The 13062-nt window shown below is 64.1% G+C and carries 12 protein-coding genes; 11 read left to right on the plus strand and 1 reads right to left on the minus strand.

The window, feature by feature from the left end:
- Window positions 1-54: 54 nt before the first annotated feature.
- Window positions 55-954, minus strand: a complete 900-nt coding sequence (locus tag HMPREF2630_RS07660) for an HNH endonuclease family protein (RefSeq protein WP_049342770.1) — start codon at window positions 952-954, stop codon at window positions 55-57.
- Between the two features lie 506 nt (window positions 955-1460).
- Here HMPREF2630_RS07660 and HMPREF2630_RS07665 point away from each other — a divergent pair.
- The 11 genes from HMPREF2630_RS07665 (at window position 1461) to HMPREF2630_RS07715 (ending at window position 12997) form a co-directional block, all read left to right on the plus strand.
- The gene (locus tag HMPREF2630_RS07665; RefSeq protein WP_049342769.1) at window positions 1461-2015 is read left to right on the plus strand and encodes a single-stranded DNA-binding protein; all 555 of its coding nucleotides are present in this window, start codon (window positions 1461-1463) and stop codon (window positions 2013-2015) included.
- A gap of 217 nt (window positions 2016-2232) precedes the next feature.
- A complete protein-coding gene (gene rplS / locus HMPREF2630_RS07670; RefSeq protein WP_005507488.1) occupies window positions 2233-2580 on the plus strand; it encodes a 50S ribosomal protein L19 in 348 nt (115 codons plus the stop codon).
- A 294-nt stretch (window positions 2581-2874) separates the two neighbouring features.
- Complete coding sequence (gene lepB / locus HMPREF2630_RS07675) at window positions 2875-3951, plus strand: signal peptidase I (RefSeq protein WP_049334079.1); 1077 nt, start codon at window positions 2875-2877, stop codon at window positions 3949-3951.
- Between the two features lie 10 nt (window positions 3952-3961).
- Window positions 3962-4810 (plus strand): ribonuclease HII, encoded by an 849-nt coding sequence (locus HMPREF2630_RS07680; RefSeq protein ID WP_080975234.1) that lies wholly within the window; start codon window positions 3962-3964, stop codon window positions 4808-4810.
- Between the two features lie 118 nt (window positions 4811-4928).
- Complete coding sequence (locus tag HMPREF2630_RS07685; protein WP_049342768.1) at window positions 4929-5255, plus strand: DUF2469 domain-containing protein; 327 nt, start codon at window positions 4929-4931, stop codon at window positions 5253-5255.
- Between the two features lie 334 nt (window positions 5256-5589).
- Complete coding sequence (locus tag HMPREF2630_RS09140) at window positions 5590-5973, plus strand: YraN family protein (RefSeq protein ID WP_049342778.1); 384 nt, start codon at window positions 5590-5592, stop codon at window positions 5971-5973.
- A complete protein-coding gene (locus tag HMPREF2630_RS07695) occupies window positions 5973-7511 on the plus strand; it encodes a YifB family Mg chelatase-like AAA ATPase (protein ID WP_049342767.1) in 1539 nt (512 codons plus the stop codon). Before HMPREF2630_RS09140 ends, HMPREF2630_RS07695 begins: the two co-directional genes overlap by 1 nt.
- A 189-nt stretch (window positions 7512-7700) precedes the next feature.
- Window positions 7701-9464 (plus strand): DNA-processing protein DprA, encoded by a 1764-nt coding sequence (gene dprA / locus HMPREF2630_RS07700; protein WP_246822769.1) that lies wholly within the window; start codon window positions 7701-7703, stop codon window positions 9462-9464.
- 238 nt (window positions 9465-9702) lie between these two features.
- Window positions 9703-10773 carry a tyrosine recombinase XerC gene (locus HMPREF2630_RS07705; RefSeq protein WP_083298913.1) on the plus strand — a complete coding sequence of 357 codons (1071 nt, stop codon included), beginning with the start codon at window positions 9703-9705 and terminating at the stop codon, window positions 10771-10773.
- Between the two features lie 219 nt (window positions 10774-10992).
- Entirely contained in the window at window positions 10993-11892 is a 900-nt protein-coding gene (locus tag HMPREF2630_RS07710; protein ID WP_049342765.1) for an ACP S-malonyltransferase, read from the plus strand.
- A 79-nt stretch (window positions 11893-11971) separates the two neighbouring features.
- A complete protein-coding gene (locus HMPREF2630_RS07715) occupies window positions 11972-12997 on the plus strand; it encodes a beta-ketoacyl-ACP synthase III (RefSeq protein WP_049342764.1) in 1026 nt (341 codons plus the stop codon).
- Window positions 12998-13062: the final 65 nt, after the last annotated feature.

Consider the following 13062-nt stretch of genomic DNA (forward strand, 5'->3'; position numbering starts at 1 on the left):
GGTGCGGGGCGGTTTTCTTTATACCCTTGAGCTACCGCAAAGATGCGGGGCGCGTTACTTCTTGGTCGGGTTCGTGTCCTTGCACGAGTTGAGGGTGCGCTCCATGACCTTCTTCTCGTCGGCGGTCACCCACAGCTTGTACTTGGCCTTCACGTGCACCTGGCGAGCCACGTAGGTGCAGCGGTAGGAGGCGTTGCTCGGCAACCATTCGGAGGCATCCGCATCGGACTTCTGCTGGTTGGCCGGGCCGTCCACGGCGAGTAGATTCTCGGGGTCGTTTGCCAGCTGGCGGCGCTGCTCGGCGCTCAGGTCCTGCGCGCCGGTCTGCCATGCGTTCGATAGGGCGACCACGTGGTCAATCTGTACGGCCGCGGAGGTCTTCTTGCCGCGCTTGAACTCGATGGTCTTACCGGTGTACGGGTCTGCAAGCGTGCCGGTAATGACGGTGCACGCGTGGGTCTTGACCTTGAAACGAATATTGGTCAGGTCGCGGCGCAGAATGTCGTCGCGGGTATTGCACTTGTTGCCGTCAACGTCATCCCAGGCGGGGCCGAACTGATCACGAGAGTAGCCAGCCTTCGACGCGCGTTCCTTCACCTGCAGGGACGCCAGCTCGCTCTTCGCGGTGGCCAGATCCGGCGCGAGCGCGGTGACGGGATCAACCGCCTTGTACGGGTTCTTGACCTCGGAGAGCGTCTCGGTTGCTACGTTGGCGTCATCGTCGTCGGTAGCGGAGGTCGAAGACTCCGAACCGAAGAGGCCGCCCTCGCCGTGCTTGCTCACGTAGATCATGCCGACAATCAGCAGAATGATGGCCAGAAAGGCCAGCAGGCCGTAGATGAGGCGCTTCTTCTGCGGGTCCATGGACTCGGGGAGCCTGGGTAGGTTGCGTTGAATCCGCTGAAGATCCTGCAGCGTGGGCAGGTCGTTGCTGTTCATGGGCTTTTTGCTCACGGAAACTCCGGGGGTAGCACGGTGTATCGGTCAAGTATTGGTCAAAGCAGCGGGTCGCCGCTCCATCAAGGATAGAGGGCTTGCGGTGTAAAAGGTAACTCGCTCGCCGTGAATTAGCTCGCCTCTGCGAGGAGGGGAGCGAGGATGCGGATGGCGTCATAATTCGTTCCAATGACGGTTCCTCGCGTCGGTTTTTTGAAAAAACTACCCCAAACGTTCAAATATTTCGTCCACAGGCGGGATGATAGCGCGATAAGACCGTGAATTATCCACAGATGCGCGAGGGGCGGGCACCCGGTGGCGGCGCACGCGGCACAGTAGAAGAAACCTACCCTAAGAACCGACTGGGTAACCTGCCGGCCCAACTTGACCGAGGCTGATCAACCGGCCCAACCCAACCTGGGGCAACCGACCGGGAGCCCGAACGGAGGCGCCTCAACCGGTTCGGGCCAGCCGGTGCAGAGGCTTTAGCCCGGGGTTAACCCCAAGAAATCATAGGAGATATCGTGAGCGACACCATCGTAATCCGCGGATTCACCGCATCCAACCCGACCTTGGCGGCCCTGCCGAACGGCGTGCCCGTCGTGAACTTCCGCCTGGCCAGCACACCGCGCTGGCAGGACGCTACCGGAACCTGGAAGGAGGGCACGACCAATTGGTACACCATTAAGGCCTACCGCCGCCTGGCGCAGAACATCGCTGTCTCGGTGCAGAAGGGGCAGCCGCTCGTCATCAGCGGGCGCCAGCGCATCAACCGCTGGAACCGTGAGGACGGCACGCAGGGAACTACCGTGGAGATTGACGCGCAGGGCATCGGCCACGACCTGAACTACGGCACAAGTTCCTTTGCCCGCACCGTGGAGAAGCGCGCGCTCCACGAGGATGCCCCGCTGGGCGCGCTGCCGAATACGCCGCAGGGCGCGCCGGATGCGGTATCGCATGTGCCCCAGAACGCCGAGTTGCCGAGCACGGTGGCTCAGAGCGCTGGAGCGCAGGTTGCGGGAGCACCGGGCGGGGGCGCGCAGGGTGGAGGAGCTCAAAGTGACGAACCCCCCTTCTAAAAGTGCTCCCCGGATGCTTGCATAAACGCGGGTGCATTGGGATAATGGAGCATTGTGTTGACATCGGGCACGCCCCTGCCGCAGGGGGGAGAGCGACCAACGATGTCAACCTTCGGGCACCAATCCTGTCCGAAGCATGAAGTTTTCTGTCCCGCTGTGGGGCAGAGCAATCTGAGTCTATTTGACCTGCGGCAGATGGCTCTGGAGATCTACAACTATGCAGACTCTTGACTTCCTCGACAAGAAGTCCCTCCGTGACGACGTCCCCGCCTTCGGCCCCGGTGACACCCTGAACGTTCACGTTAAGATCGTTGAAGGTAAGAACCACCGTATCCAGGTCTTCAAGGGCTTCGTCGTTGGCCGCCAGGGTGCAGGCGTTCGCGAGACCTTCACCGTCCGCAAGGTTTCCTTCGGCGTTGGTGTTGAGCGTACCTTCCCCGTTCACTCTCCCTCCATCGAGAAGATTGAGGTTGTGACCCGCGGTGACGTCCGTCGTGCAAAGCTGTACTACATGCGCGACCGCCACGGTAAGGCTGCTCGTATCCGCGAGAAGCGCGAGTTCTAATCTTTATCGATTCAGAATTCTGTTGCAAACCGCTCCCATCCGCACCCGTGCGGAATGTGGGGCGGTTTTTGCGTATCCGGGCGAGCACCCCGAATACGGTGATGCGCTGTCCAGAAGCGGGGGAAGCGAACGGAGGAGCCTTCCCTAGGTCCCTGCTGTCGGCGAGCCGTAGGGCTCGGCGGAGCTTCGCTATACGAGTCAAAGAGGCGGCGGCACGGGTGCTCTCGTTACAATAGCTAGGTACCGCCTCACTCAGGTTGGCCTACATGTCTCTCAAACGAAAGGCTCTTCAGCATGGCAGATGACAAGACGACTGCGAACAACAGCCCCTATCCCGAGGGATATAAGCCCCAATCCCGTCGCGAGCGCCGTGAGATGGAGGAGTACGCCGCGCGTCTGGCCGAAGAGAAGAAGCGTGAACAGGCCGAGCTGGCCTCCTCCGAACAGGGCGAGGAATCCCACGTAGGCGACGCTCGACCCGCCGCTGCCGAGGCGGCGAGCGCATCCGCTCAGCCCGCGGAAGCACCTGATACCAAGGGCTCGGAAGAAGAGGGCGCCGCAACCACCGCCGATAAGAGCGCCGAGAAGGACGAGGAGAAGCCCGAAGACCCCTCGACCATGACCGCCAAGGAGCGCCGCAAGGCCAAGCGCGCCGAGCAGGCCGAGCTGACCTTCGCTAAGGCCCGCGAGGAGGACCGCCTGGGCGAGTGGGCCTGGGTTCAGGTGCGTGAGGGCGGTACCGTGGTTCTCTACGCTCTGATTATTGCGTTCCTGATTAAGACCTTCCTGCTGCGCGGTTTCTACATTCCCTCCGGTTCGATGGAACAGACCCTGCAGGTCAACGACCGCGTGTTCATCAACGTGGCGGGTTCCTACTTCAACGAGCCCAAGCGCGGTGACGTCATCGTGTTCAAGGACTCGCAGGGCTGGATTCCTTCGACCCAGAAGAGCAGCAACCCCATTAAGGAAGGCCTCTCCTTCGTGGGTGTTCTGCCCGATACCTCATCGAACTACCTGGTCAAGCGCGTTATCGGTACCCCCGGTGACGTGGTGGAGAGCGACGGCTCCGGTAAGATCAAGGTCAATGGCGTGGAGATTAACGAGCCCTACCTGTACCCGGGCAACCAGCCCTCCGAGCTGGCCTTCAAAGTGACCGTGCCCAAGGACAAGTACTTCGTGATGGGCGACCACCGCAGCAACTCTGCGGATTCCCGCTACCACATCTCTGACGGCACCGCCTTCATCTCGAAGGATGACGTTCAGGGTAACGTCTTCGTGGTGGCCTGGCCGCTGAACCACTTCGGCCTGCTGACCGACGAGAGCTCTGTGTTCTCCTCGGTTCCCTCTCCGACCTCGACCCCCGAGCAGTAGGAGAGAGGCCGTGACGGTGAGCGCACAGGCTGAGGAACCCGCAAAAGCGGAGAAGTCCAAGGCCGCGAGGCCTCGGGCGCCAAAGCCCGCCGCCGACCTGGAGCATGAGAAGCGGCTCTTCGAGGCGGGGGCTCGCACAGTGGCGGGTATCGACGAGGTGGGACGCGGCTCCATGGCCGGCCCGGTCAGCGTGGGCGTCGCAATCCTCACCCCGGACGCCACCCTCGAGGTGGGCGGGCTGATTGACTCCAAGGCCCTCTCGCCTGCGCGCCGCGAATCCATGGTCCCCGAGATTCGCCGCTGGTGCGCCGTTGAAGTGGGCCACGTGGACCCGCAGGACGTGGATGCGCTGGGCATGACCCTGTCGTTGCGGCTCGCCGCCCAGCGGGCCCTGGCCGCTCTGGCACGCCGAGGCTACCGTGCCGATGCCGCCCTACTCGATGGTAAGCACGACTGGTTCACCCCTCCGCAGGAGGACCTGTTCAGCGCGCTGGTACCGGACCCGGCACAGGCGCGCTACGACGCTCTGCTGGCCGAGGCCTGGGAAGGAGTGGGAGAACCCGCGGCTATGCCCGTGACCATGGTCATCAAGGGCGACTACAAGTGCGCCTCGATTGCGGCTGCCTCTGTGGTGGCGAAGGTTGAGCGAGACGAGCTGATGGTGGCCCTCGACGGGGTTCACCCGGGGTACGGCTGGGCGAAGAACAAAGGCTACGGCTCGGCCGCCCACCGTGAGGCAATCAGCGCGCGGGGCCCCAGCCCGATGCACCGCCTGTCCTGGTCGCTACCGGCCACCGCCGAGCAGATAGCGGCTGCGCAGCGGGCCCGCGTATTCGGGGAGAAGAGCCCCGAACGCTAGGGGAGAGCGCCGTTGAGGAGGCCTGAGTCTTGCTTGGAGCACCCCGCAATGCTGGTGAGGTACCCGCTGAGAGACACCCGAGTTGCACGCGCAGCAGAGAATGACTATAGGAGGAAGAATGAGCGCAGAAGACCTCGAAAACTACGAGACGGACGCCCAGATGGCGCTGTACCGCGAGTACAAGGACGTCATGTCGCTCTTTAGCTACGCGGTGGAAACCGACCGGCGCTTCTACCTGGCGAATCAGGTGGACGTGACCCCGCACGTGCAGGACGGCACCCTCTACTTTGAGGTGCTCATGAGCGATGTCTGGGTATGGGACGTGTTCCGCTCCAACCGCTTTGTGAAGAAGGTGCACGCCTACTCGGTGCGCGATGTGAACGTAGAGGAGCGCCTGCCCAACCAGGAATTCACGGTCCCCGAGATGCCGGATTTCAGCGCCTAGTGTTCCGGTAGCCGGTGTGTATATGACATTCCCCTCGACCGGTTTTTGAAAAAACACCCCCAAAATTTCAAATAAGAAGCTGTGGATAACCTCCCTGACCGCGATGCGGCCGAGGTTATCCACAGTTTTTTCTTTCCGATTCCTCGGCCCGGTTCGCCTGGGCACAGTAGAAGCACGACCAAGCCATCTACCGTGGGAGGGAATCGTGACCCCCGAACATCAGAGCATCGCAACGCAGACAACCGCACAGGCACCCCGAACGAACGAACCTGGTGGCTCGCCCCGCAGAGGCGCGCGACGCGCCCGGAAGAACCCCGCCGCGGTCACGCGGGCCCTGCCCCGAGCTCACGGCGTCGGACGCTGGGGCGAAGAGGTGGTCAGCCACATCCTTGAGGCGAACGGCTACCGCATCGTCGACCGCAATTGGCGACCGCCCGCCGGGCTGGAGCACGAACAGATTCGCGGCGAAATCGATATTGTCGCAATCGACCCCGACGATGAGCTCGTCTTTATCGAGGTCAAAACCCGAAGCACCGAGGACTTTGGGCACCCCTTCGCCGCTATCGGCCGCGACAAGGCGCGCCGCACCCGTTCACTGGCGATTCTCTGGTGCCGCCTGCGCGAGAGCCTGGACTTCGCGCGTTTTCGCATAGACGCGATTGCGGTGACCGGAACCTGCGAAACCTTTACCTTCGAACACCTGAAGGGGGTGGCGTAATGGGCTTCTCACGCACCTACTCCGTAGCCCTCGTGGGGCTGAGCGGGCACATCGTTGACGTTGAGGCCGATATCTCGCAGGGACTTCCAGGCTTCGTGCTGCTGGGACTGCCAGATACCGCCCTCAACGAATCCAAGGAGCGCGTTCGCTCCGCAGCCAAGAACACCGGAATTACCCTGACCCAGCATCGGCTCACCGTCAACCTGACCCCGGCGACCCTGCCTAAGCGCGGATCGGCCTTCGACCTGGCTATCGTGGTGGCCGCGCTGCAGGCAGAGAAGAAGCTACACCCGAGCGGGGACAGCGTGTTCCTGGGGGAGCTGGGCCTCGACGGGACGATTCGCCCGGTTCCGGGCATCCTGCCCGCCGTGAAGGCCGCGGTTGCCGCCGGACACCGCAGGGTCATCGTCCCCGCCGAAAATGCGGAGGAGGCGGCCCTCATCCCCGGCGTACAGGTGAACGGATTCCGCTGTCTGGCCGAGGTGTTCGCGGCTCTGGGGGCACAGACGCAGAAGCTAACCTACCCGCCCGCCCCGAACCCCGAGGAGAAAGCCCTCCCCAAGAAAAACGCGGGTATTCCTTCGGACATGAGCGACGTAGCCGGTCAAGCGCAGGGCCGCTTCGCCCTGGAAATCGCGGCAGCCGGTGGGCACCACATGCTCCTCACCGGCCCTCCCGGATCGGGTAAAACCATGCTGGCCGAGCGGTTACCGAGCATCCTGCCGCCCCTGGACGACGATGCGGCGATGGAGGTGACCGCCATCCGCTCCCTCTGCTCGGCGGGTGAGGCGCTCAGCGAACTGGTACGTGAGCCTCCCTTCGAGGCCCCGCATCACAGCGCATCCGCGCCGGCAATTTTGGGAGGCGGCAGCGGTATTCCTCGGCCCGGATGTGTCTCTAAAGCACACCGCGGCGTGCTCTTTCTCGACGAGGCCCCCGAATTCAAACGTACGGTCCTCGACTCCCTGCGCCAGCCCCTCGAATCCGGGGTCGTAACCCTGGACCGTTCCACCGCATCCGCCACGTATCCCGCGCGTTTTCAGCTGATTCTGGCCGCCAACCCGTGCCCCTGCGGCATGAACGTGGGGCTCGGTACCGAGTGCACCTGCGCGCCCCGGGAGCGACGCGCCTACTTCGGGCGTCTTTCCGGGCCGCTCGTGGACCGCATCGACGTCAACGTGACGGTCCCGAAGGTCTCGTCCACGGAGCTTGTGGGAGGTCAGATGAATGAGAGCTCGGCGCAGATTCGCAAGCGCGTGCTGGCTGCCCGTGAGGCTCAGCGCGAGCGATTAGAACCCTACGGTCTGAAGACGAACGCGGAGATGAACGGCAAGATTCTGCGCGGCCCGCTGCGCCTGGACGCGAAACTCACCGGCGAGCTCAACGCCGCTGTCGACCGGGGAAACCTGACGGCGCGCGGCTACGACCGGGTGCTGCGCATCGCCTGGACGCTGGCCGACCTGGAAGGGGCCGCATACCCGAGCCGGGAACACCTGGACGTGGCCCTGTTCCTACGCCAACAGGGCCAGCTGCACTAACGCGTGGTGCAAGCTAACCAAGGGTCTTCAAGACGTGAAAATCAATGATGATAGGGGAGAACGATAATGACCTCAACCACAAACCGCCGCTCAGCCGCCACTCGTCACGGTACGAAGCGGAGTAAGGGGAACGCCCGAGAGGGGACGTCACACGCCGCGACCGGAACGAAACCGAAGGGGCAAGGGTACGTGCAGGGAGAGCTTGCCCTAGAGGCAGACTTTGACCTGCGGGTCCTGACCCGCTGGCGGGCCCGGCACATCCTTTCCCTGGGGAACGAGCCCTCGCCGAGTCCCTATAGCGCCGCGCGCGAGCCGGGGTACCTCGCCGCGTGCCTCAACCCGGTGTACCTGCCCGACCCGCAGGATGGGCAAGAAGATTCGGCAGACTCCGGTACGTTGAGGGCCGACCCTTCGATGAACGCTGAGTCTTCGGCAAATGCGGAGCCCTCGGCGGTCCCTGAGCCTTCGGCGGTCGCGGGGGAGCGGGGCGCGGAGGAGACTATCGGCGACCCTCAAAGGACTGATGCAGGGGAGGAAAAATCCGGGGCAGAGAAACTCGACGGAGTTTTAACGAACGAGGAACCCGGCGGGCTACCTCCGCTCTTCAATCCTGGCCTCAGTCCCGAAGAGCTTGCCGCCGCGTGCCGCGAATACGTGCGCTGTTGCACCGCCCAGCTGATGCGCTGCGCAGAACCCGCCGACGAGCTTGTGGTTGAGGCGCTCGCCTGCCTGGGAACGCCCCTCGCGGTGTACTACCTGCTCACCGGCGAAAGGGTGCCGTCCGAGATCTGGGAGCTGGGCGAACCGGACCCGCAGATTGGTGATTTTCTACGCGGGGTCGCGGGCGACGAGAAGAGCCCCCGACTCATGACGAATACGTGCGACTACTACCGCCCCGGAGAGCATCAGATGAACCGCGATACCTTCCACGCGGAACTCGCAACCCGCCGTCTGCGCTGGCACCGCCGCATGGAACGCACCCTGGCCTCCGAGGCCCATATGGCCGCCACCTTCGGTGCGTGGCTCGTTACCCCCGCCGACCCGCTCTGGCCCGAGCAACTCCGCGACCTGGGCCCGGCCCAACCCTACGGACTGTGGTGTCTGGGGGATTCGCGGCATCTGCTCGACCTCGCTAACCTGCCGAGCGCTGCCCTGGTGGGTTCGCGAGACCCCAGCATCTACGGTAGCGAGGCGACCACGCACCTGGCCGCAGAGCTCGCCCGCCGGGGGTACCTCGTGATCTCTGGGGGTGCGATGGGCATCGACATCGCGGCTCATCGCGCGGCCCTCACCCACAGCACCGCTGAGCTACCCACCGTCGCATTCATGGCCGGAGGCCTGGACCGTCTCTACCCCGCTCAGAACGGTGATACGCTCAGAAACATCGTCGAGCGCGGGCTCATCATGAGTGAAGTGAGCATTGGCAACACCCCGACCCGCTGGCGTTTTCTGGAACGCAATCGCCTCATCGCGGGGCTGGCCAGGCACACGGTCGTGATTGAAGCCCGTTGGCGCTCCGGGGCGCTCAACACCGCACGCCACGCCCTCGAAATAGGTCGCCCCCTCTGGGCTGTTCCCGGGCAGATTAACTCTCCCAACTCGGTGGGCACGAACCGCCTGCTGCGCGATGGGCTCGCCCAGATTTTGACGGAGGCCGCCGACCTGTTGGAGTACGATGCCGCAGCGGGATACGAGCTCGGCGCAGAGCACGCCGGAGACTGGGACGCCGAGGAGTCGGCGGCTTCCACCGTTCTTGACGACCTTACGGAACGGCAGGGAAGGGTGTGGGACGATTTGGGCTTGCGTTCTTACCGCGGTGTGGACGATATTGCCAGCGCTCTGGGGCTGGGCGCTCGAGAGGTCATGATGGATCTCGCTCAACTGGAACGGCTGGGCCTGGCCGAGAGCAACGGCACCGGCTGGCGTAAGATGCGCCCGAAGAAGGGAGCGTGAGAAGACAGCCGGGGAGAGTCCACCCCGGCTCCACCTCAACGCGGGGATGCACCTTGCCCCACCGCTAACTGGGGTTTAGGTCTCGTGTAGGCCCGTGGAGCACGCCAACGCTTAGAATGGGGAGAACCGGTTTGTGCCGCCGTTGCACCCCGACGCATCGTGCCACCCCTGGGAGGCGCGCATCGGTACCCGTCCACCGGTACTACGGCAGTTACCCAAGAGGTCGAGAGGAGACGCTATGAACCAGCCGGCGCATCCTGCGCAGTCCGACACGAGCCGGGATGCTCCCTCGACCACGCTTCCCGTTGCCTACACCCGACCGATGGAGGAACCGGAGGGCCGGGCCTCCGGCGAATCGGCAAACGGTGAATCGGCCCTGGGCGTCTCGGGTGAGGTCTTCCGCCCGGTTATCGAACGGTTTGAGCGCTTCCTGCGTTACGAAAAGCACCGTTCCGAGGAGACCATCCGGTCCTACGTATCCGACCTGGAGGGGTTCTTCGGCTACGTGGCTCGTCGCGGCGTGCGGCATGTGGACAGCATCGATGCCTCCCTCATTCGCGAATGGTTCGGCTCGCTTCACCTGCGCCGTGCTGCCCGCTCGACCGTGGCCCGTCGAGGCTCGACCCTGCGAACCTTCTTCTCCTGGGCGCAGGAGGAAGAGCTCGTGCAGGCCAACCCCACGCGCGGTATGAACACCCCCAAGCGTGAGAGCCATCTGCCGCCTGTGCTCAGCCGAGACCAGATGAGCCAGCTCATCGAAAACGTTCAGCGGCAACGGGCCGAAGACCCCCGGAACCCTCGTCTGCTACGCCTGGAAGCCGTCGTTGAGGTTCTCTACGCCTCCGGGATGCGCATCTCCGAGCTCACCGGCCTGGACCTGCAGAGTATCGATCGCGTGAATAAGACGGTGCGCGTGCTGGGCAAGGGCAACAAGGAACGAGTGGTTCCGCTGGGAACCCCGGCTCTCAAAGCCCTCAACCGCTGGGTTTCCACGGGGCGTCCGCAGTGGATTCCCGAGGGCTCGAGCGGGGTGACGGCGCTGTTCATCGGGCCTCGCGGCGGGCGGGCCAATGCCCGTCAGATTCGTGAGGACCTGACGCGCCTGCTGCGCACCGTGGAGAACACTCAGGCCTCCGGCGCGCACGTTCTGCGTCATTCCGCGGCGACCCACCTGGTCGATGGCGGTGCCGACATCCGTTCGGTGCAGGAGCTGCTGGGGCACTCATCGCTTGCGACAACACAGATTTATACGCACGTGTCAATGCGGCGCCTGGCCGAGACCTATGCCCGCGCCCACCCCCGGGCCTAACCGACGGGGGAGAGGGCCCTGGCAATGCGTCGTTGGGCCGCCCGAGGCCGTCTCTCTATATGGGCGGGACGCGTTCGCTCTAAGCTATACACCGTTCAACTTGCGCTGAAACTTTATGCACGGCAGTGGAACGCGGTAGCATAGGTAACAGATTATCCGAGGGTGCCGCACCCGTTGCGGCGCCGCGTACGAGTACCAAAATCAGAAAGGTCGCACCGCATGCGCGCACTCGTTTGCCCCGGTCAGGGATCCCAGAAGAAGGGCTTTCTGAGCCCCTGGCTTGAGATTGAAGGGGTGCGCGAGCACCTGGAACGACTCTCCGAGGCTGCAGGTATCGACCTGATCCACTACGGCACCGAAGCCGAAGAGGAAACCATCAAGGACACCGCCATTGCCCAGCCCCTCATCGTGGCAGCGGGTATCGTGACCGGTCGCCTCGCGCTCAAGGATCTCGAGGGTGAAGAGCTCGTCTTTGCCGGACACTCCGTCGGTGAAATCACCGCCGCCGCCCTGGCCGGCGTGCTCAGCGAGGAAGACGCCATGCGTTTCGTGCGCGTGCGTGCCAACGGCATGGCGGAGGCAGCCGCTGCCTCCCCGACCGGCATGGCCGCAGTCCTCGGCGGCGTTGAAGACACCGTTCGCGAGGCCATCGCCGCAGCAGGCCTGGTTGCCGCAAACTCCAACGGCGGCGGCCAGATTGTTGCCGCAGGCCCCATCCCCGCCATCGAGGAATTTGCCGCCAACCCGCCGGCCCGCACCCGTGTGATTCCCCTGAAGGTGGCCGGTGCATTCCACACCGAGGCCATGGCACCCGCCGTCCCCGCACTCAAGGAATTTGCGGACTCCCTCAAGGTCTCCGACCCGAACTCGCCGCTTCTGACCAACCGTGACGGCTCCGTCGTCACCTCGGGTGAAGAGTTCGTGCAGACCCTGGTTTCGCAGGTCACCAGCCCCGTGCGCTGGGACCTGTGCATGGCAACCCTGCTCGACCGTAACGTCGAGGGCATTATCGAGGTGGCCCCCGCCGGCACCCTCGTCGGCCTGGCCAAGCGCGCCATGCGCGGCGTCCCCGGCACCGCCATCAACACCCCCGAGGACCTCGACGCTCTCAAGGCCTAAATACGGGCACCGACTCAGCTTCACCCCATAGACAGCAGCCCGCAGCCTGCGAGCCGCAACAGTATAAAGGATTGAATACGTGACTACCCTCAAGCAGTACGAGATCAACCGCTACTCCCGCATCCTCGGCTACGGTGCCGCCCGCGGCGATGTCATCGTCCCCAACGATGACATCGTCGAGGCCATCGACTCCTCCGACGAGTGGATTCGTCAGCGCACCGGCATCATTACTCGTCACCGCGCCAGCGAGAACCAGTCCGTCACCGACCTCGCCATCGGCGCCGCAAAGGACGCCCTGCAGTCCTCCGGCGTATCCGGCGAAGATATCGAAGCGGTCATCATCTCGACCATTTCGCACCCCTACGCAACTCCCTCCCTGGCCACCATCGTCGCCGATGCCATCGGCTCCAAGTGCCCCGCCTACGACATCTCCGCAGCCTGCGCGGGCTTCTGCTACGGCATCGCCCAGGCGGACGCGCTCGTGCGCGCCGGTACCGCCAAGAACGTCCTCGTGATCGGCGTTGAAAAACTGTCGAACTTCATCGATAACACCGAGCGCTCCATCTCCTTCCTGCTCGGTGACGGCGCGGGCGCCGCAGTTGTCGGCGTCTCTGACGAGCCCGGCATCGCCCCCACCGTCTGGGGTTCGGACGGCTCCCGCTGGGGTACCGTCGGCATGACCCACTCCCTCCTGGACATTCGCAACCGCGACTTCGTTGCCAACCCCGTGCAGGAAGGCGAGAAGATTTGGCCCACCCTGCGCCAGGACGGACCCTCCGTCTTCCGCTGGGCCGTCTGGGAGATGGCCAAGGTCGCTAAGAAGGCCCTTGAAGAAGCCGGCATCACCCCCGACGAGCTCGGTGCCCTCATCCCGCACCAGGCTAACGCCCGCATCATCGACCAGATGGTCAAGACCCTCAAGCTTCCCGACACCGTCGCCGTTGCGCGCGACATCGTCGATGCCGGCAACACCTCCGCCGCATCCGTGCCGCTGGCAGCTCACCGACTGCTCAAGGAAAACCCGGAGCTTTCCGGTAAGTTCGCCCTGCAGATTGGCTTTGGCGCGGGTCTTGCCTTCGCAGCTCAGGTCGTCGTTCTTCCGTAACGGCTCCGAGCCGGATCCATGCGGATCCCCACACACTCCGAGTTGCCGCATGCGTTCACAGCGCA

It is taken from the genome of Rothia sp. HMSC072B03 (assembly GCF_001809565.1).
In the GTDB taxonomy this organism is placed as follows: domain Bacteria; phylum Actinomycetota; class Actinomycetes; order Actinomycetales; family Micrococcaceae; genus Rothia; species Rothia mucilaginosa_A.

Excerpts from the sequence above, each read along its gene's own strand:
- rplS (WP_005507488.1), top strand. The coding sequence starts at position 2,233 with ATGCAGACTCTTGACTTCCTCGACAAGAAGTCCCTCCGTGACGACGTC.
- lepB (WP_049334079.1), top strand. The coding sequence starts at position 2,875 with ATGGCAGATGACAAGACGACTGCGAACAACAGCCCCTATCCCGAGGGA.
- HMPREF2630_RS07685 (WP_049342768.1), top strand. The coding sequence starts at position 4,929 with ATGAGCGCAGAAGACCTCGAAAACTACGAGACGGACGCCCAGATGGCG.
- HMPREF2630_RS07695 (WP_049342767.1), top strand. The coding sequence starts at position 5,973 with ATGGGCTTCTCACGCACCTACTCCGTAGCCCTCGTGGGGCTGAGCGGG.
- HMPREF2630_RS07705 (WP_083298913.1), top strand. The coding sequence starts at position 9,703 with ATGAACCAGCCGGCGCATCCTGCGCAGTCCGACACGAGCCGGGATGCT.
- HMPREF2630_RS07710 (WP_049342765.1), top strand. The coding sequence starts at position 10,993 with ATGCGCGCACTCGTTTGCCCCGGTCAGGGATCCCAGAAGAAGGGCTTT.